This window comes from Oscillatoria sp. HE19RPO (genome assembly GCF_024220515.1).
Classification (GTDB): Bacteria; Cyanobacteriota; Cyanobacteriia; order Cyanobacteriales; family Laspinemataceae; genus Laspinema.
In genome coordinates, this window is sequence record NZ_JAMXOT010000072.1 from 1 (window position 1) to 21568 (window position 21568).

Consider the following 21568-nt stretch of genomic DNA (forward strand, 5'->3'; position numbering starts at 1 on the left):
CCCCCCGCCCCGATATCAGGCGATCGCTCCAGTTCCTAAACAGGCCAGCGGTGGACCCTCAGATGGCTCGTGTTATGGCGGATGCCATAACACTCTTGGCAACGACTCAAGTCGTTACTACAAACATTTTCCCGATCTCTCCCATCTTCCCTAAGTACAAATCTCCCCAGAAAGTTGGTACTCTAACAAAAGTAAATCATGCTTTTGCCGTCAGCCCCTCTCAGCCGAGGGGGCGCAATAGATTCCAGACCCTGGATTCAAAAGGCAGTTGGCGGCACTCACGAATGAGATGGCATTTCTAGTGGCATCTGAATCCATTGATTCCAATCCAAGGTAGCGCCTGTGAATCTATCCTCTCTGAATTTCTTTCGCAATCTGCGTTCAGACAATAAGCAATTTGCCGTGATCGGGTTAGGGCGCTTCGGTCGCGCCGTCTGTGATACCCTACACGGATTGGGGTATGAAGTGCTTGCCATTGATGTAGATGAGAAGAAAGTCACCCAAGCGGTGAGCGAACAATTTGCAGCACACGCATTGCAACTGGACACGACCGAACCCTCAGCGATTCAACAGGCCGGAATGGCAGATTTCGATACGGTGATTGTCGCGATCGGGAATTTCTTGGCCCAGAGTATTATTACGACCCTTAACCTCAAAGAAGCTGGGGTCAAGCACGTTGTCGCAAAAGCATCCTCGGAAATTCACATGAAACTGCTTAAAAAAGTAGGGGCCGATCATGTGGTGTTTCCAGAACGGGAAATGGGTTGTGCCTTGGCACGCACCATCACCACTCCCAGTATCCTCGATCGCTTTGAACTCGACCCAGAACATAGCATTGTCGAAACGATCGTACCCCCTACCTTCCACGGTAAAACCATTGCTGAACTCGAACTTCGCAATCGCTACGGTCTAAATGTCCTAGCTGTCAGTCAAGATGAAAAATTTGAGATTAATCCTCCCGCGAACCGACGACTCCTGGGGGGAACGGTGATGGTGGTGATTGGAGCAAATAAGGCGATCGATCGGTTGAGATCTTGAGAAAACCGTGGGGGACAGGGAGCAGATTCGGTTTCTAGGACTCCACAACAATCGTTGTAGAGATGCGAAAGGTCGTGTCTCTACCTCTTTTCAAGAGTTAGGAATATTTGGGGCTGGGAGTTGAGAAATTCAAATATACTTATAGCTTAGAAGTTATCAAAAAATCATCCTTATGTTGGGTAAATTCTTTAAAAAACCCTCTGCGGAACTGAGCGATCGCGTTCCCCCTGGACAACATCTCGCTACGGGGTTTCCGGTCCTCACCTATGGGGATACGCCGCAAATTTCTGGCGATGACTATTCCTTGAAAGTTTGGGGTCTGGTCGAACCTCAAACCTTTACCTGGGATGACCTGATGGCCCTGCCCCAACAGGAGTTTACTGCGGATTTCCACTGTGTGACTCGCTGGTCTAAACTCGATGTCAAGTGGAAGGGCATCAAAGTCCTAGATTTCATGAAGCACCTGAGCGTGGATCCGAAAGCCATTTGCATCATGGAACATTGCTATGGCGGTTATACCACCAATATTGCGATCGAGGATTTCCTCCGGGAAGAAAACTTTTTCGCCCATACTCTCTTTGATGAACCCCTGAGTCCCGAACATGGCGGACCCCTCCGCCTCGTGGTCCCTCATCTTTATGCTTGGAAAAGTGCCAAATGGATTAACGGGTTAGAATTTCTATCGGAAGAAGCATCAGGATTTTGGGAACGCAACGGTTATCACCAGCGAGGAGAACCCTGGGCAGAAGAACGCTACAGTTACTAACTAGGTTATCCCTCTTGTGTTCGTAGTAACGACTTCAGTCGTTATCTTGTCCTAGTTTATAGCAACAATTTCAGTCGTTATCCCTCTGGTGTTTGTAGTAACGACTTCAGTCGTTATCTTGTTTTAGGGAACTCCAAAAAATAAAATATCCAAAAACCCCACACCCTAAAGGGTGGGGCTATACGGACGAAGCCCGCCTGCGCGGGCTAATACAGTCTTGTTAAGTGCGATCGCATCAAATTTGGATGATTTATTTGTTGGAACACCCTTAGTTCAACGTCCCGACTTCAGTCGTTATCTTTCTAATTTCCAGGTAACGACTAAAGTCGTCACTACAAACAGAAAAGAAAAACCCTGATATTCTTCTTCCTATTTTCCCGAACTCGAAAGAGTCAAATTATCCTAACCCCCAATGAACCGTTTGATAAAGTTCAACTTGCTTTTATAAGGCGGGTAGCGGAAATCTAAATCAAAGTGGAAAGACTTTTCTAACACACTTTTCCGGTGAGAAAAGGTATCAAAACTGGCTTTACCATGATAAGAACCCATGCCACTGTTCCCAACGCCACCAAAGGGTAATTCAGAAACCCCCAGATGCATGATGGTATCGTTGAGGCAAACGCCCCCACTCGATGTTTCTCTCAGGACTTGTTGCTGCTGTTGTTTATCGTTGGAAAATAGATAAAGGGCGAGGGGTTTGGGTCTTTCGTTGATAATGGCGATCGCCTGGTCTAGTTTGTCATACTCCAGAACCGGCAAAATTGGCCCAAAGATTTCCTCTTGCATAATCGGTGAGGTGAGGGAGACGCCATCAAGAACCGTGGGTGCAATATAGCGATCGCCTGCATTGGTTTGACCCCCAACCAGAATTTCTCCATCCCGATCCTGGAGTAACCCCCGCAGACGCTCAAATTGTTTGTCATTAATAATCCGGCCATAGTCCGGACTATTGGCGGGTTTTTGACCATAAAATTCGGTAATTGTCCGTTCAATTCCCACTAACAAATCGCGTTTAATCCGGCGATTGACCAACAGATAATCCGGGGCGATACAAGTTTGACCGGCATTCATAAACTTGCCCCAAACAATCCGTTTGCAAGCAGTGGGTAGGTCAATATCAGTCTCGACAATACAAGGACTTTTTCCGCCCAGTTCTAGGGTGACTGGGGTGAGATGTTTCGCCGCCGCTTCCATGACAATTCGGCCAACTTGAGTCCCCCCGGTAAAGAAGATATGGTCAAATTTTTGGGATAATAAATCTTGGGACACTTCCACCCCGCCTTCCACGACGGCAATATAACTCGGGTCGAAGGTTTTGCGGATTAAGTCCGCCACAAGGTGCGAGGTATGAGGCGCAATTTCCGAGGGTTTTAAGGTGACACAGTTTCCAGCAGCAATGGCCCCGAGTAAGGGAGAAATGGTTAACTGGAAGGGGTAATTCCAAGGACTGACAATTAAAACAACCCCTAATGGATCGGGATAAATTCGCGCCACACTCGGGAATTGGTCGAGGGGACGGGCGACGGTTTTAGGTTTGGCCCAGGATTTAAGATGTTTGAGGACATAATTGATTTCTCGAATGACGCCGACTTCGGTCAAATATGCTTCAACTTCTGACTTTTTCAGGTCTTGATTCAGGGCATTGAGGACGAGTTCCTTGCTATCAATAACGGCTTGTTTCAGCCGTTGCAGTTGTTCGATGCGAAAGTCGAGGTCTTTGGTTTTTCCTGTGGCAAAGAATTGGCGTTGGGCCTCAATCACGTCACGAATGCGAGATGTGGTCAGCATGAAGGATATCCTTAATTGATGGTAGAGGTGGACCCAGGGCAGTCGCCCCTCTTCTATTGTATCTATTGTAGAGACTCTTGGAGAGTTGTCCACCTCTGAGCTAGATTTTGGATTGATAGGAAAATGTTATTTTGGAGAGTTACTTGAGTGATAGATAACAGGGCTGACCTTTTGGGGACGGTTACAAGGAGGTTTTCGCTAGAGAATTGCTCGCCGGTTCGGGTGGAGGAACAGACTGTAACCATTGATGGGACTGCTGAATGGCATGGTCTAAAGCGGTCTGATAAGCGGTGATTTTTTGTGCGACTAAGGGATGTTTTTTATGAGTGGGAGGGACGGTTTGCAGGAGTGCGATCGCCTCTTGCCATTGAGAGGCGATCGCATTCCAGTCATAGAGGGAAAAGGCGGATTGGGTGAGTTGGCGGGCGGTTTCTGCGGTGGCCACAGCGCGCTCAAAGGGGTCCGTTTGCCGGACTGTGTGGTTGGCGTTAGCGAGATTAACCTGGGATTGCGCTAGGAGTTGTTCCGCTAAGACCCGTTGGGAATGGTGGACAGGAACGTTTTTAAGGTGAGCGATCGCCTTTTGCCACTCCCCCCTCACCGCTTCCCATTCTCCCATTGAATGGGCCGTTTTTTGCAGCTTTCTGGCGCTTTCTACTTGCCCGAGGGCCCGATTATAGGGGTCGAGCTGGGCAATGTGCTGATGAACTTGAGTGAGATGACTTTCATAGTCTCGGATTTTGGGGGCGGCTAAGATTGCCTTGTCATCATCGGGGGAAATGCTCACCAACAGGGCGATCGCCTGTTTCCACAACAGGGCTACACTCTCCCATTGTTCCATCGTTGAGGCGGTTTCAGCCCGTTGCTTGGCTTCTTCTGCTTTAGCCATTCCCTGATAAAAGGGGTGGAATTGCAAGAGTTGTTGTTGAGAAAATGTCAGCTTTCTCTCATACTCGACCCGCTTTTGTTGGACAAGGGAATACTGGGGATAGGTCGAGGGGATAATCTGCAACTGCGCCACGGCGTCCTTCCAAGCTTGTACCCCTTCGGTCCAGTCTTGTTTATCAACAGCAATGCGGGTGAGTTGTGAGGCTCGACCTCCTTTAGTGAGGGCCGGTTTCAAGGGGTCTAAGCGGTCAAATTGTTGGCGGGCATAAGTGAGGTTTTTGTGATAAACCGGGAGTCGTTGTTGGGCAAAATCCCAGTGAAGATGTTCCCGGGATACAGTCTCCAATTGGGCGATCGCCTCCTGCCAATGCTGTGCCACCCGATGCCACTCTTCCCATGTCCTCGCATTTTGGGTTAAATTTGCCGCTACGGTTGCCTCGGCGACTGCTTCCGAAACCGGGTCGGGATTCTCCTCAGCAGACTCGGAAATCGACTCCGCAGAAGGTGCAGCAGTTGCGGTAAACAGGATGCTGCGATCGCATCCGGCAACCATCACAGACACCAGGGCGATCGTAATTTGGGGAAGAAATACCCCCAGGCAGGCGGGGGATATGCCATGAAATGGGGACAGACTTCGCAGTTGCATAACCTGATTTGGAGTAGAGAGACTGGGCGATCGACAGAGGCAATTGATGCTCTTTAGTCTCGTTTTAGCGCGATCGCAAGGCGATCGGGTCACTCCCAGCAATTTTTATGCCTTGCGACGTATATCTACCTTTGTCTCTAGGGCTTATAAATTTATATCAACGGTCATTACATCTATCTACAGACATAAATTCCAGTTATCCTATCCCTTCCACCCCCGGGATGGGGACCGGGATTAAAGGGAGATTGCTGGAAATACGCGATTCAAATCCAGGATTAACCCTTCAAACCCGGGAATAGAAACCGTTTCATTCGGTAGCTTGACTTGTTTTTGCCGATAGTCAAAAGTTCCGGTGGATTTTTGATAAGGAGTCGTATAAATTTCCAGTTGTTTTTCTAATAAATTCACAATCCAATAGTCGGAAATTCCCGCTTCACCATACAAGGGTAATTTCACCTGGCGATCGTAGTCCAAGGAAGAATCAGCAATTTCAATCACCAGCACAATATCATCCGGCATCGGATGATGGGACAGGTAGTTATCCTCCCGGTTTCGCACTATGCTAAAATCCGGTTCCGCTTCGCTATGAGGAGGCAAGGTAATCGGGTCCTGACAACGAATTATAGCTTGACCTGACAACCGTACAATCAGTTGTTTGTTTAGGTTCATGCAACAAACGGCATGAGGTTTTCCTTTCGCGACTTTCTCAATGATTTGGCCTTGGATTAATTCAGTGCGATCGCCTTCCGGGAAAAACCCCAGTTCGATGAGACGGTGATACTCTTCTATGGTAAAGCGTTTGGCAGTAGCTAGGGTCATTATGAGTGAGGGGGTTGAGGACTCTTGTTATTCTACCATAACCTTTCCTAACTTCCAATTATTCCGCTACAATTAAACCAGTCAAATTAATCGACTCCTTTATATGAAACGAATTGTTTTAATTGCAGGATTTGAATCGTTTAACGCTGACTTGTACCGGCAAGCAGCACAGGTGGCAATTTCGCGCTGTCCTGAGTTGGATATTCGGGTCTTTAGTGACGCAGACCTCACCGCCAAAACCGAGGAGGTAGCAACGGCACTTCAAGAGGCCGATGTATTTTTTGCTAGTTTGATTTTTGACTATGATTGCGTCATGGGATTGCGGGAAAAAGTCCAGCAGATTCCCATTCGCCTGGTTTTCGAGTCTGCCTTGGAACTGATGAGTTTAACTCAGTTAGGAAAATTTGCGATCGGGGACAAACCCAAAGGAATGCCGAAACCCGTGCAATTCATTCTGAGTAAGTTCTCTAGTGGTCGAGAAGAAGATAAACTCGCCGGATATATTAGTTTTCTCAAAACTGGACCCAAACTGCTCAAATATGTCCCAGTGCAAAAAGTCCAGGACCTCCGCAATTGGCTGATTATTTATGGATATTGGAATGCTGGAGGTGCAGAGAATGTCGCCGCTATGTTTTGGACTTTAGCGGAAAAATATCTCGGGTTAACCGTGGGAGAAATTCCCCCTCCGGTCGAGACTCCTAATATGGGATTACTCCATCCTAACTATTCTGGATATTTTGAATCACCCCGCCAATATTTAGACTGGTATCGCACGCAAAATTCATCCTCCAATAATCCCGTGGTGGGAATTCTGCTTTATCGCAAGCACGTTATTACGAAGCAACCTTACATTCATAAATTAATTCACCACTTTGAAGAAGCGGGACTAATTCCTCTGCCGATTTTTATTAATGGGGTTGAGGGTCATGTTGCAGTTCGAGATTGGATGACATCCGCTGATGAAACTAAGCAGCGACAGCAGGGAAATAATCAAACTCGGTCCTTATCTGCCGAAGCAGTGGAAGTGGATGCCATTGTTTCTACCATTGGATTTCCTTTAGTGGGGGGTCCGGCAGGTTCAATGGAAGCGGGACGGCAAATTGAAGTAGCAAAAGGGATTTTGGCTGCTAAAAATCTCCCTTATTTTATCGCAGCCCCGTTATTAATTCAAGATATCCATTCTTGGACTCGCCAAGGGATTGGGGGATTGCAAAGTGTCGTTTTATATGCTTTGCCGGAACTGGATGGGGCGATCGATACTGTTCCTCTCGGTGGTTTAGTCGGGGAAGACATCTATTTAATTCCTGAACGAGTTAAGCGATTGACGGGACGGATTAAATCCTGGATTCAATTGCGGAAAACACCCCCAGCAGACCGCAAAATTGCAATTATTTTATATGGATTTCCCCCGGGTTATGGCGCAACGGGAACCGCTGCTTTATTGAATGTCCCGCGCAGTCTCCTCAACTTCCTGCAATCCCTCAAAGATAACGGTTACACTGTGGGGGATTTACCCGAGGATGGGGAAGAGTTAATCCAGCGAGTCAAGGTTGCCGATGAGTCACCGATGGAGACAAAATTAACGCGATCGCAAGGCATTATTCCCACCAAAGTCAATGTCAAAACCCTGGATAAATGGTTGGGATATCTCCTGACTCGGCGGATTGAGAAGCAATGGAAATCTCTCACCGATACCGGCATCAAAACCTACGGCGATGACTATGCGATCGGGGGAATTCAGTTAGGCAATATTTGGATTGGGGTCCAACCCCCTCTCGGGATTTCTGGCGACCCCATGCGGTTAATGTTTGAACGGGATATGACACCCCATCCTCAATATGCCGCCTTCTACAAATGGCTGCAACATGATTTTAAGGCCCATGCTTTGGTTCATTTTGGAATGCATGGAACAGTAGAATGGTTACCCGGTTCTCCTTTGGGAAATACAGGATATTCTTGGCCGGATATTCTCTTGGGAAATCTGCCAAATCTCTATATTTATGCCGCCAATAATCCCTCGGAATCAATCTTAGCCAAACGGCGGGGATATGGAGTCTTAATTTCCCATAATGTGCCGCCTTATGGTCGGGCGGGATTGTACAAAGAGATGGTATTGTTGCGGGAATTGATTGGGGAATATCGAGAAGACCCTGGGAAAAATTCGGCATTAAGGGAGGCGATCGCCACAAAAATCGTCGATATTGGCCTGGAAATGGACTGTCCCTTTGCCGAAGCCAAAAAATTAGGCATTGACTTCACCCCAGAAACAGCCAGAATGTTTAGCCCCGAGGTGTTAACCACCTATTTTATCACCATTTATGACTATTTAAAAGTCGTCGAACAACGGCTATTTTCCTCCGGATTACATACCCTAGGAGAACCTCCCAATACAGCCGCATTAAAGTCTTATCTTGATGCCTATTTTGACCAAGACTTTGACGAGGAACTTGTAGAGGAACTCGCCACCGGCAACAGCCCAGAATCCCTCTCTAAACTCATCCCCACTCCCGATGAAGCAATGCAAATCTGCCAATTATTAAGGCAAACTCCCGACGAAATGACCAACCTCCTGCGCGGATTAAATGGGGAATATATTCCCCCTGCACCCGGTGGGGATTTATTGCGCGATGGACCAGGAGTTTTACCCACGGGACGGAATATTCATGCCTTAGACCCCTATCGAATGCCCTCCCCTGGTGCCTACAGTCGAGGGCGAGAAATTGCCCAAAAAATTATCGCCCAACATCAGCAAGAAACCGGCCAATATCCGGAAACTGTGGCGGTGATGTTATGGGGATTAGATATTATCAAAACCCGGGGTGAATCCCTAGCTATTCTGTTAGAATTAGTTGGGGCAAAACCTATCAAAGAAGGAACCGGACGGATTGTCCGCTATGAACTCCAACCCTTAGACCAAGTAGGACATCCGCGCATCGATATTTTAGCCAATCTCTCCGGCATCTTTCGCGATAGCTTCGTCAACATTATCGAACTGCTGGATGACTTATTTTTACGCGCTGCTGAAGCAGATGAACCGGAAGACCAAAACTTTATCCGCAAACACGCTTTAGCTTTAAAATCCCAGGGAATCGAGAATGTTTCCGCCCGGTTGTTTTCTAACCCTGCCGGAGATTTTGGGTCCTTAGTTAATGACCAAGTAGTTGATAGCAACTGGGAATCGGGGGATGAATTAGGCAAAACTTGGGAAAGTCGAAATGCTTTTAGTTACGGACGAAAAGACAAAGGCAAAGCGCGTCCGGAGGTGTTGCAACAGTTACTTAAAACGAGCGATCGCATCGTCCAAGAAATTGACTCTGTGGAATATGGACTCACAGATATTCAGGAATATTATGCCAACACCGGCGGATTAAAACGCGCTGCCGAAACTCAAAGCGGTAAAAAAGTTACCGCCAGCTTAATCGAAAGTTTCTCCAAAGATACCACTCCCCGCAAATTAGAAGACCTCTTACGCTTAGAATATCGCACCAAACTCCTCAACCCCAAATGGGCCGAATCAATGGCAAACCAAGGGTCAGGTGGCGCTTATGAAATCTCCCAACGAATGACCGCTTTAATCGGTTGGGGAGGGACCGTTGATTTTAAAGATAATTGGGTGTATGATGGGGCATCAGAAACCTACGCTTTTGACCCAGAAATGGCAGAGAAACTAAGAAAAGCCAATCCCGAAGCGTTTCGGAATATTGTCGGCAGAATGCTAGAAGCTCACGGACGGGGTTTCTGGAATCCCGACTCGGAGAAGCTAGAAAAACTGCAAACATTGTACAGTTTAACCGAGGATGAAATCGAAGGGGTGGCAATAGACTAAGATGAAGCATCAATCGGGGAGAGAACCATCTTATCCCCGAGTCTTGGGTGATACCATCGGTCTAAAAATGGGGACCCGCATTTGATTTGGTTTTATCTCTATAGCAACCCTTGCAGGACTTTGAAAATGACGCGAACCCTGCTATTCTTGTAGTGCGAGCATCTTGCTCGCTTTCTCCGTGACAAAGGGCAAGCTAAATCTATCATGAATTCAGATAAAATCGCCGAATTTTTTAATGGAATCATCTCCCTAATCGAGGCCATAATTTGGCCTGCTTTTGCAGTATTTTTCGTGGTTTACTTTGGAGATTCTTTAAAGAAACTCATCAATACTATCAGCGAATTCAGCTTAAAAGCAGGACCCTCGGGAGTGGAGGCGAATGTTACCCGACAACTGGAGTCAGCGGCAATGCTAGGTGCAGCTTCTGGACAAAAGAAATTCAGTCAAGAGTCATCAGATAGCGGGGAAAATGCTGATGCCAATCATGAATCCCGAAAAATTATTCATGCGATCGCCCGGGTTTCTGACCCTAAAATTTCCGAGGAATTACTGACTAAAAAAGTGTTGTGGGTTGATGATTGTTTGGAAGAAAATGCTTATGAGCAAAAAGCCTTAGAAGTCTTAGGGGTTCAATGTAGTTTGTCTCGAAATACCGAAGAGGCGATCGCCAAGATAAAAGCGAGTCCCTATCATGCAGTCATCTCAGATATTAAACGTCCCCCGGACGATCTCGCCGGTTACACCCTACTCGAAGAACTCCGGCGATTGGGCTATTATATGCCCTATATCCTCTACGCTGGCACCATCCTCCCGGAACACCAAAGCGAAGCGAGGAGACTCGGTGCAAAGGGTTGTACCACCCAACCTACCGAACTCTTTGAAATGGTCATTTCTGCGTTAACTGGCGATCGCAATTAACTTAAGCCGTCGCCTTTCCTAAACCCCCGCTAAATTCTGCTAGAATTCAACTAGGTTTTATTAAAAATCACCCGCAATCTATGATAAAATCTGTGACTAAACCCGCACGCGATCGCCACTATCTAGGATTTGCTGTTCTCCTGAGTCTCCTCAGTTTATTCCACGCCGATCGCCCATTACAGTCCCAATCCATCGCCCTTTCTCCTGAAGAACAAGCGGCATTAGCGGCCCTCAATATCCCCGTAGCCGTTCCAACCTATATCCCTGAAGGATTTACCCTTTCTCAAATTAAAATCAACCTCTGTCCCTCCAATAGTCCCCAACGCGGCGAATGTAGAGAAGGAACCTCCTATGAGATTATTTATCGAAATCCTGAAAATACCTGTTTAATGATTGAGGCTATTGGAGGGGGACTAGGCGGACCCGATAGTGAATTTCATTATACCACTCAAACCGCTCTTTTAGGAGAAGTTGACATTAGATTTGGGGAAATTCCTGGAGATAGAAACTTCCCCAGTTCTGAACAATTAAGCACTCCCCAACCAGGGTTATATAATTTCCCCGCCAACCTGCCCTCAACTCGATCTCCTTTTTATGCCGTGCGAGTCGAAGAAAACCGCTATTCCTGTGGTCAAAATACCAGGATTTCCCCTCGGGAATTCGATCGGGTTCTTCAGTCCTTGGTGGTCTTGGAATAACGGGTTAACTATAAAAATGGCGATTATCTGTGAAAAAATCGCCATTTTTACAGATTACCAAGGACTACCAATGGTTATAAATCCGGACCAATAATAAGGATGAGAAAGGTCCATGCCATTCAAATGTTCTAGTTCCTTCGGCAAGGAAATTGCCCCATTAGAACCCACCAATTGTCCCCCTTCAAATCGGACTTCCCCGCGCAAGAGTTGCAATTGTGCGCGGCGCAATCCTTCCGCACGAATGGGGGCCGATCGCAATTGTCGGTATAATTCAGTCATTAATCCCAAAGTGCCCTCATCATTAACATACCACAACGAGGCGATCGCAGACTTAACTCCCGACTGCAATGCTAACCCCGCAAATCCTAACTCCGCCTGTTGATCTCCAATGGCAGTCCGACAAGAACTTAACACTAATAATTCCACTTCTGGATTATGCCATTGTAACTCTTTCATTTGGGAAAAAGGTAAGCGATGATTCCATAATTTAATATAAGATTCCTCTGGGTCTCCCGGTTGAAAATCGGCATGAGTGGCCAGATGAAGAATCCGATAATCTCCTTTATTTCCCCGCTGTTTCAAGGCATCCAGGGTAAAATATTCATTTAAAAATCGTTCCCCAGGCCAACAAGAGTCGGACCCAAGCGGCGTCTGACAAATAATTGTCTCTAATTCAACAGGAACCGCAGGCAAGGGTTTTAAAGTCGAAAATTTAGACGCTCCCATTGCCAAAACTTCCTCCGTTTTTAAGTTAGCATAGACAGGTCGAGTTAGGCTAAAACTCGGCATCACCGCCAGACTGTACCGTTCAATCAGAAAGGTTTCGCCATCATGGAGTGCCGCAAAAGGAAGCGATCGCACTCCAGCATCAGGAATAAAGGCTAGATTTTCGATGCCTCGCTGTTTTAATGTGGGTTCAATGGGTTCAATCAACAAGCGATGCAGCTTTTGAGAGGATGGGAGATAGCGGCGAGTGTGGAGCATTTTTAAATTAGTAATTTCGCCGCGCATTTCCAAGGCCAATTTTTCAACCTGTGCCCGATTGGCCTCGGGAATTGAAATCCGTAGAGGTTTATCAAATCCGGTTACCACTAATAATTCTACCGGGTCATCGGGATGGCGATCGCAAGGCCATCCTAATTCCTCTTCTGAAGTACGCCGTCGCCAATCTTCCTGGCGATCGCCATTGGGACAAATCAAAGCAGCATTTTCATACAACTCCGTTCGGCCAAACACGATATACACCACAGCGGTTTTGATTCCCATCACTTCCTCAGTTTGCCGCAACTCTTGTCGGACCTCATTCAGCGATTGGATATCCACCGGAGTCGAGTCTTGAAAATAGTCCTGATACTCTTGAGATAACGCTTCTTCCAACGTCGTCACTTCCACATCTAACTCCAGTTCCACAGGCGACCCTACGGTAATCGGTTCAGAACGGTCAGACGATTCTAAGGGTACATCGGAGGCGGTTGTACTCGTTTCGGATTGACTGTTCACGGTGGTACTGGATTCAGTTTCAACAGCGATCGCCGGGGGGATAGAAGCACTCCCTGCCGGTTCCGGTTCTATCCGTGACGGGGACGACGGCAGATTCCGCGACGGAGAAACCGTCCCCATCGATTCTGGCGTCATCTCTGCTGCTGGAGTCAGATTCGGGATTTGAGTCGGTACAGGTGGCACTGGAGTGCGATTTCCCTGGGGTTCGGGGATAATTTCCGGTGGAGTTATACTCGGTATTGCTGCGGGTTCTGATGGAAGTTCCCCCGTTGCAAGCGGTTCTGGTTCACTCCCTTCCTGGGGTCCAGATTCCGGTGCCAGTGTGGATAAAGGTTCTCCCAGAGGACTTATCCCCGGGGGAACAAAATCTGGGGATGCTGCTGGAGGGACTGCTGCGGGAGGCAGTTCTGCTTCTGGCGCGCTTAACGGTTCCTCTGCGGGAGGAAATTCTGCTTCAGGAGGCAGTTCTGCTTCTGGCGCGCTTAACGGTTCTGCTGGAAGTTCTGCGGGAGGTAGTAGTGTTGGTTCTGCCTCTGGCGTGAGTAACGGTTCCGGTTCCGGTTCCGGTTCCGGTATCGGATCAACCCCATCATCCGTGGCAACCGTAATATTTCCCCGAGTAATCGAACGAGGGAAAATTTCCCCAAGATTGAGGGTAGATGTGCCACTGGTAATCACATCCCGAGTGCCGTGAAACAGGGGATTGCCAATTTCAAACCCTTCAATCGGGTCGATATCATCTCCTCCGGCATGATTTAACCGGATACTCCCACCACCAGTCCCCCCAGCAGAGGAAATACTGGCAAATCCCGTGGGAGAATACTGACTGGCAAAGGAATCCGTGGCGCGGAACAATCCTCCGGTGGTTTCGATGAAGATATCACCCCCTCGGCCATTTGTTCCCCCTTGTGCGTTAATCCAAGAGACTTGGATATCCCCAATCGGGTCCAGGAACACATTCCCCGCATTGCCGGTGGTGGCGCTGGAGTCGATCGCACCGGCAGTAATGGCAATCTCCGCCATCACTGTAATATTTCCCCCTTGGTTGACCCCGGAGGAGGTGAGATTGCCGGTGATAATTTCACCTTGGGTACTGGTGACGCGGAGATTCCCTCCCGTTGTAGCGGAAGCGGTATCTAAATTCCCCGTTTGGACATTTCCCGACCGACTTTCTAGGGTCAGTTGTTGTCCATTGGTGGTCATATCAGCAACGGTTAGAGCATTTTCGCTCACCAGTTCAACTCCCTGTGCCATTGTGGTAGTTAAGTTCCCCTGAAGGGTGATGCTTCCGGTACTCAATGCGCGGAAACTCCCTGCGGCAATGCTATCCAGCGCGGTTATATCTCCGGCATTCAGAATGTCCAGATTCCCTAGGGGTTGCCGACTGCCGACTGCACGATTAAAGGTGATATTTCCCATCCCGGCATTGAGGGTGAGATTTTGAGGTACATTGGTTTCGCTGTCAATGAGACTCTGGAACAGAATATTGCCGAGACCCTCACCTGTGGTAATTTGGGTATTTTCGCCGAGGGCGATCGCGCTGTTAAAAGTGATATCCCCGCCATTGGTGCTGACATTTCCGCCCAAAATTGTCTGTTCCGTTGTCACCGTTAACTGATTTAACGGGGAACTTTCTCCAATATTTCCCCGCACTTCAATCACCCCCGTTCCCGCATTCAAAGTCAACCCCGATGAGGCAGCACTCGCGCCTGCATTGCCATCAATATTACCGACAATTTTAATATTCCCCCCATCATTGTCCGTATTGAGGGTAATCTCGTTGCCGAGAATTAGATTCCCCGTCAAATTAATATCATTCTGGGTCGTTACCACATCAGAGTTGAGGAAAATTGTATCGGCATTAAGGGAAATTGCGGCATTATCTGAACCCGTAATCATCCCCTCCACCGAAATCACACCCGAACCCCCTTGCAAAATTACCGAGTCCGTAAACGTCAGCGGATTAACAATTGAAATTGCTCCCAGGGAGTCCCCTCGTCCAATCGTAATGGACGTAAATCCATCCTGAATCTGACTTAAATCATTTTGGGTCAAATCTAAACTATCCCCCGCATCCGTAGCATTCCCCAATGTGATAGTCTGAGTTGGGGTTGCCGGTTGTAATGTCAGGGTATTGCTGCCGGTAACCGGACCCTGAAAATCGAGTTCTCCTGCTGTTAAAATTAGAGGATTGTTCCCTGCATCCAGACTCGAACCGAACGCAATTCCCCCGGTTCCCGGATTTAAACTCGCCCCAGGATTGAGGGTAACCGGAGCATTAAACCGGATATCATTATTGTTCGTTGTAATATCACTGGAAAGCGTTACCGTTCCCGTGCCTGTTTGCTGGAATCCACCCTCTAAGGTAAAGGGAGTTGTAATGTTTAAGGGATTGGTATTCCCTAGGATAACCGAACTATTTACCGTTGTAGTCACGGGACCGTTAAAGAGAAGGGTATTGGCCGTTAGATTAATCCCATTTGCCCCAGTTGTAGTAATTTCTCCATTAAATGTAGTCGTTCCCGTCCCGGCGGATTGAGTCAGACTCGCGGCAGTGATGGCCTGAGTTGTGACATCATTGGCATTGAGAATTGTCAAATTTCCTAATGCAGTTTGACGACCAATATCCTGATTCAAAATGATGTTACCCGTTCCTGAGTCTAGGGTTAAGTTGGAATTACCATCGATAGTCCCAATCATATTAAGATTGCCACCTTCGATGTCCGTACTCAGGGTAACATCGCCCCCGAGAATGATATTCCCATTCACTGCAATATCATTCTGATGGGTCAGAATATCGGAGTTGAGATGAACCGTAGCGGCATTCAAAAAAACTGCTGCATTATCTAACCCGGTGATATTACTATTCAGGGAAATAAATCCTGACCCGGCCTCTAGGGTGATTGGATCTAAAAAGGTGATAGGATTGACGATAGAAATTTCCCCAGCGTAGTCCGTGCGTCCGATAGTAATTCCGGTAAATCCATTTTGAATCTGGGCTAAATCATTACGGGTTAAATCTAAACTCTCTCCTGTATTAACGACATTTCCCAGGGTAATATTTTGGGTAGGATTTGTCGGTTGTAAGGTGAGGGTATTCGTTCCCGTTACGGGACCATTAAAATCAATTTGTCCAGCGGTTAAAGTTAAAGGATTATTGCCCGCCTCCAAGCGTGACCCAAATGCCAAACTGCCCGTTCCCGGGTTTAAGCTGGCCTCTCCCATTAAGATGACCGGCGCATTAAAACTGATAGGGCTGTTGTTGGTATTAATGGCACTAGAAACAGTTACCTCCCCCGTCTCAGTTTGCTCAAATGCGCCGTCTAAGTTTAAGGGATTGGCAATTTCTAACTTATCCCCATTGGCAATGCTTAACGAACCGCTTCCTGTGGTGTTTGTGCTATTTAAAAAGCGAAATCGTTTGCCGGTTAAGCGGATACCATTCGGCCCATTTATGGTGAGAGGACCATTAAAAGTCGTCTGACCTATGCCCGCCAATTGAAGTAAATGGCCTGCTGTAATGGCCTGAGCGGTGACATCATTGGCATTAACAATTTCCAGACTATTCAAGGGAATTTGACTCCCCACGGGTTGATTGAAGATAATATTACCGATTCCGGCATCCAGGGTTAGAGTATAATTGCCATCAATTGTCCCTCCAAACAGGAGATGACCCGACCCGGTGCGGAATGTAATATTATTGAGTAAATTCACCGCCCCGTCTAGGGTGATATTTTGATTATTGGTGATGATGTTATTGGTAATATAAATTTGATTGCCCGTTTTGAAGGTGAGGGCGTAATTAGCACTGCTGAGGTCCATTTCTCCTAAAGACCCGACATAAATATCTCCGACTGTTTCTGAACCAATGGTGAGAGAACCCTTGGGGATATCTAACATCAGGAGTTCTGGGGTAGTCAGGATATAGTCTGCGGTTTCATCATTAATGGCGATCGCCTGACCCGGTGCGATCGGTTCTAAGATGATGTTATTTTGACTCGAAATGCGACTCTCTTCCTGAAAACTAATATTACTGCCTCGAAAAATTACATCCCCTTGTCCCGTGGGTTCGGGATTAACAAAACTCCTGTTCAATCCGATGCCATCTGCACCATTAACCCCGGTTCCTTCCAGAATAATATTTCCCGTTCCCGTGGATTGAAGGGTACTGCCATTCTGAACATCAATTCCCAGATTACCTAAACCAGTCCCCTGTCCAGTGCCATTCAATGAGATATTTTCATTCCCAGAAACCCTGGTATTTTCTACCAAGATTCCGCTATTAGAATCCGTACCAGTCCCGCCGGTTCCTGTGATGGCGATCGCCCCCATTTTGGCCTGAATATTATTCCCATTGGTCAGACTGACGCCTTGATTCAGTTCTCCCGTCGCATTCCCCCCAATTCCCCGAATTTGAATTGTTCCAGTCTCCGATATAATGTGGGAACTCTCCATCGAAATTCCATAATTTTTGTCCGTTCCCGTTCCCCCAGTCCCTTCTATGATAATGTTTCCATCTGTTGATTCTATCTGGTTAATGCCCAAAATAAAAATCCCCATATTGGCGAATCCCGACCCATTTCCCCCGACCCCATTTATCCGAATATCACCGGAGTTGGAAATGATAGAAACATTATTATCCACATAAATTCCGTAGTTATCTACCGTTCCATTCGCCCCGGTTCCTTCTAAGATAATCGACCCCATCAGGGAACGCAAAGAACTGCCATTCATCACGCTAATGCCATCATTGACATTTTCAGTCCCTTTGCTTAACCCCGTCAAGCGGATATCTTCATAAGCGGAAACCGATACCCCATCGCGGATGGCCACTCCCGTATTAAAATACCCTTCATCTCCTCCAGTGCCATTAATAATAATTGAACCAGTTAGGGATTCAAGGTGACTGCCATTGATAACGCTTACCCCTCGATTATTAATTCCGTTCCCTTTAGCTATTCCCGTAAAGCGAATATCTCCCTGTGCAGACAAGATAGACTGACCCATTAATATCCCGCCATTCCACCCTGTTCCATTAACACCAAAACCCTCTAAAATAATCGAACCCCCGACCGATTCTAGGCGACTATTATCTTGAATATTGATACCTGCGTTATATTCTCCCGTGCTATTCCCCCCTGTACCCCTCACTCGAATATTGCCCGTTTCTGAGCGGATTGTCACCCCAGTCAAAAAGATTCCTGAGTTGGAGTCTACCCCGTTACCACCTGTTCCAATCAGGGTAATATCGGAATTGCCTGATATCGTCGTATTTTCACTATATATCCCCGGATTCCAGTTAATCCCGGCACCGCCGGTTCCATTTAAAGTAATCGTGCCATTTCCGTGGGTTTCTATCCGACTGCCTTCATTAATTAGAATGCCCGCGTAATCATTGGCAAACATTCCACTAAATCCGGTTCCAGTCAGTTGGATATTCCCCCCGACGGCGTTGATGATACTGTTCGTAATCTTAACGCCTTGGGCAGTTCCTAAATTTCCTGTTCCCATGGCCGTGAAGTTCCCTCCTCCGGTATTAATCGTGGAATTAAAAAGAGAAACTCTTCCTCCATTAACCCTATCAAAATTGGCATTTAAAACTAAATTTAAAGAATCCCCACCAGGAACGCCATCCGTAATATCGGAATTAATAATGACGTGGTTATGAGCATTCAAAGTTAACGTATTGTTCTGCCCCCTCCCATTATAATTAATCGGCGCACTGAGGGTAATATTTCCTTCTTCTGCCCCACCATTTCCTGTTTCAATGGTTACGGACTGATTCCCCCCGGTTAGAGCTTCTACAATCAGGTTAACCCCGATTTGCGCCGTATCCCCTTGAGCGACAAAGGGATTTGTGTTGTTAATATTGGTATGTCCTCCCCCAGCTACAATCTCGATATTGTTGGGGTCAATTAACCATTCACCACCCGTTCCACAAAGGGGAACATTGGTACAAGTTGGACGAGCATTGGGAACAGTTGTAACTTCTATAAATTCCAATCCACTGGTTTCTATAAACCCACCATTTCCACCTAAAAGGCCACCCCGGGCGCTGATTTTTCCGTAAATTTGGGCGGTTTCTTCGGCAAATAGGATCACTCGTCCCCCATTGCCCAATTCAGTGGCATCAGCAGCAATATTAGAATCCTCGCTGACAAAAGTTTGTAACGCATTGGGCAGGGTTCCTTGCCCTCGCACATCCCCACCGATGAGGATGGTTCCACCTCCATTAATGCCCGATGTGTTGATATTGGCATCAATGACGGCAACGCGATCGCCTAGGACGGCAATTTGTCCCCCAGTTGCGGTAATATTTCCGGAAGCAATATTATCTCCTGTTTGCGTATCAATACTAATTCCTGAACCAGATAACTGAATACTTCCATCGGGATTAATTGTGACCTGATTGGCATGAGTAACACCGGAACCTGTGAGCAATTCAGGCAAAGATGGCGATTCAAGCATTGCCCTTCCCACTATTCCCGGATTTACCTCTAAACTTAATAGATGATTCTCTTGAGAAATCCGGACTAAACTTTCTCCGGGAACTGCTGCAATGGTTATATTGCCTCCAGGGGCGGATAAAGTGCCGGTGTTGAGGACGCTTCCGCCTAATAAGGTTAAGTTGTTACCCGGTTCTAAGGTTAAGTTTCCCTGGTTGACTATTGCACCCGGTTGGAGAGTATTCAAGGCAAATTGAGAGGGGGTTCCCACTAAATTGGACCATTGATTATCTCCCACAGCATTAAACCAATTGCCTTGACTCAATCCGATTCCCGTGGCAGTGGTGGCGAAAAAGTCGGCGGGAATATTTAATTGAGCATTGGGTCCAAATAATATCCCGGCAGGGTTCATGAGGTAGAGGTTAGAGTTGCCGCCGGTGAGTTGAATTAATCCGTTAATAATGGAAGCATCTCCCCCAGTAATGCGCCCTAAAATGTTTTGAATGTCGGGATTTGAGAGGAAGTTGGCAACTTGTCCGGCATCGAGTCCAAATTGTTCAAAACTATGGAATAAATTTGCCCCATCTTTGGAGAGTTGTCCGCCTTCGATGTTAAATTGCGGTCCATCTGGGGTGACGAGGGTGCCAGTGCCATCGGCGGCGGGGGTGATGGGTTGTGCCTGGGTAGGGTTGGCGAGACTGGTTAGGTAGGAGAAAAGTAGTAAAGATGCGATCGCCCTGATGGTTTGGTTCATAATAATAGTTGAAATGAGTTAGATGCACCAGAAAACTTGACTAGAAATGCAGGTGAATTCAAGGGGTCACCCCTGAATTTTGCTTGTCCCTCTTAATCCACTCCTAAAAGTAAGTTTTCTCCCTCTCGATTCCCGATGAGGTTTTACTTGGGTCTAAATATAGGGAACTCCAAATCCTCCCCTCTTTCCCTCAATACTTTTCAGGACAACCCAGTGCCGCTTCCCGTTGGTCCAGGGACTCAGTAGGTGTTGTATCCTGTTGTTTCTTGGGATTGTGGAAAATACGGAGGTGTTAGCGACCGTAATCATTTATTATACCATATCCTAGAATGTGATGTCAAGAGCATGGCTGAAAATTGCGGTTTGAATAAAAACTAAGGGTACTTACCCTTTCATGATTTGCTCTCTTTTGATTTGTGTTTTTATTGAGTTGAGGATTTAGAGTGGTCTTTACAACTTCAAAAAAAAGGCTACAATAAGGGTGCGTATAGGTTTAAATTTAGGGGATTGTTCAGATTGAGGCGGTAGACTTGGAATACCATTAACCATAAAATTAGGAGAATTAAACCCCCATGAAAAATATAAGTATGGATAATTTTTGGCGTGGTTTGAAAGGATTCGGACTGGTGGGATTGACGGTGACTGCACTGGGATGGAATCAACCGGGTGCAGTTGCTCAACCCCGACTCAATTGCAACAATCCCCAAAGTCAAAGTGAAATGAATGCTTGTGCCGGACAACGGTGGCAAGCAACCGATCGCGAACTCAATCAAATCTATCAAGGGCTCATCCCGCAACTGTCTAATAGCAGGCGGCAAAAATTAGTAACAGCACAACGAGCTTGGATTACCTTTCGCGATTCTGAATGCGCCTTTTACAGCAGTTTCGCCGAAGGGGGTTCGATGCAACCGATGCTGTATTCCGGCTGTTTAGCGAATTTAACGGAAATTAGAAACTCTGAGCTTTATCAGTATCGTCGGGGACAAATTCCCCCGGCGCTAGGACAAAGTTATCAAGCAGCGGATAACCGCTTAAATGCGGTTTATCAACAGGTGATGCGGCAACTTTCAGGCAACCGTAAAGAGCAGTTAAGAACGGCACAATTGGATTGGATTCAATATCGCGATGCTCTCTGTGAGTTTGAGCGGAGTGGTGGGGGGAATGCTGGGTTTAATATCTGTCAAATTCGGCTGACTGAGGTGAGGACGGATCAGTTGGAAGAGCATTTAGGAGATAGTAATTTGTAATATTTGAGGGGGTTTGGTAACAGGGTTTTAGGCATGATTTACGCATATTTTTCAGAACAACCCTATCTGTAGGGGTTTCTGACTGGCGATTCGAGAATCGCCTCTACAGGTAGATATCATGGGGTTCAGGCGGATGTGTTGTTAAGACGGGCGATTCTCGAATCGCCTCTACAGGTAGATATCATGGGGTTCAGGCGGATGTGTTGTTAAGACGGGCGATTCTCGAATCGCCTC

General features: G+C 47.0%; 11 protein-coding genes. 7 read left to right on the forward strand and 4 right to left on the reverse strand.

Translation table 11 applies throughout. The features are described from left to right. Positions 1-342: 342 nt before the first annotated feature. Together NG833_RS07520 and NG833_RS07525 are read left to right on the forward strand one after the other, a co-directional pair. Positions 343-1038, forward strand: coding sequence for an NAD-binding protein (locus tag NG833_RS07520; protein ID WP_254564680.1), 696 nt, complete (start codon positions 343-345; stop codon positions 1036-1038). A 172-nt stretch (positions 1039-1210) separates the two neighbouring features. Then, positions 1211-1804 carry a sulfite oxidase-like oxidoreductase gene (locus NG833_RS07525; protein ID WP_254564681.1) on the forward strand — a complete coding sequence of 198 codons (594 nt, stop codon included), beginning with the start codon at positions 1211-1213 and terminating at the stop codon, positions 1802-1804. A gap of 402 nt (positions 1805-2206) precedes the next feature. On the opposite strand, the gene NG833_RS07530 is transcribed toward NG833_RS07525, so the two are convergent. Together NG833_RS07530 and NG833_RS07535 are read right to left on the reverse strand one after the other, a co-directional pair. Continuing rightward, positions 2207-3592 carry an aldehyde dehydrogenase gene (locus tag NG833_RS07530; protein ID WP_254564682.1) on the reverse strand — a complete coding sequence of 462 codons (1386 nt, stop codon included), beginning with the start codon at positions 3590-3592 and terminating at the stop codon, positions 2207-2209. Between the two features lie 181 nt (positions 3593-3773). Continuing rightward, positions 3774-5126, reverse strand: coding sequence for a hypothetical protein (locus tag NG833_RS07535; protein ID WP_254564683.1), 1353 nt, complete (start codon positions 5124-5126; stop codon positions 3774-3776). 46 nt (positions 5127-5172) lie between these two features. Between NG833_RS07535 and NG833_RS07540 the strand changes: the two genes are divergently transcribed. After that, entirely contained in the window at positions 5173-5364 is a 192-nt protein-coding gene (locus NG833_RS07540; RefSeq protein WP_254564684.1) for a hypothetical protein, read from the forward strand. Here the strand turns inward: NG833_RS07540 and NG833_RS07545 are convergent. Further along, positions 5361-5945, reverse strand: a complete 585-nt coding sequence (locus NG833_RS07545) for a Uma2 family endonuclease (RefSeq protein WP_254564685.1) — start codon at positions 5943-5945, stop codon at positions 5361-5363. The two genes, NG833_RS07540 and NG833_RS07545, sit on opposite strands and share 4 nt — an antisense overlap. Before the next feature lie 103 nt (positions 5946-6048). Here NG833_RS07545 and bchH point away from each other — a divergent pair, with 103 nt between their 5' ends. From bchH to NG833_RS07560, 3 genes are all read left to right on the forward strand, one after another. After that, positions 6049-9771, forward strand: coding sequence for a magnesium chelatase subunit H (gene bchH / locus NG833_RS07550; protein WP_254564686.1), 3723 nt, complete (start codon positions 6049-6051; stop codon positions 9769-9771). A 204-nt stretch (positions 9772-9975) separates the two neighbouring features. Then, positions 9976-10689, forward strand: a complete 714-nt coding sequence (locus NG833_RS07555; RefSeq protein WP_254564687.1) for a hypothetical protein — start codon at positions 9976-9978, stop codon at positions 10687-10689. A 92-nt stretch (positions 10690-10781) separates the two neighbouring features. Beyond that, on the forward strand, positions 10782-11387 hold the full coding sequence (locus tag NG833_RS07560; RefSeq protein ID WP_254564688.1) for a hypothetical protein: 606 nt from the start codon (positions 10782-10784) through the stop codon (positions 11385-11387). A 54-nt stretch (positions 11388-11441) separates the two neighbouring features. Here NG833_RS07560 and NG833_RS07565 read toward each other — a convergent pair whose 3' ends face one another. Further along, positions 11442-20087, reverse strand: coding sequence for a CHAT domain-containing protein (locus NG833_RS07565; protein WP_254564689.1), 8646 nt, complete (start codon positions 20085-20087; stop codon positions 11442-11444). A 572-nt stretch (positions 20088-20659) separates the two neighbouring features. On the opposite strand from NG833_RS07565, the gene NG833_RS07570 reads away from it, so the two are divergent. Further along, complete coding sequence (locus tag NG833_RS07570; RefSeq protein WP_254564690.1) at positions 20660-21334, forward strand: lysozyme inhibitor LprI family protein; 675 nt, start codon at positions 20660-20662, stop codon at positions 21332-21334. Positions 21335-21568 lie beyond the last annotated feature (234 nt).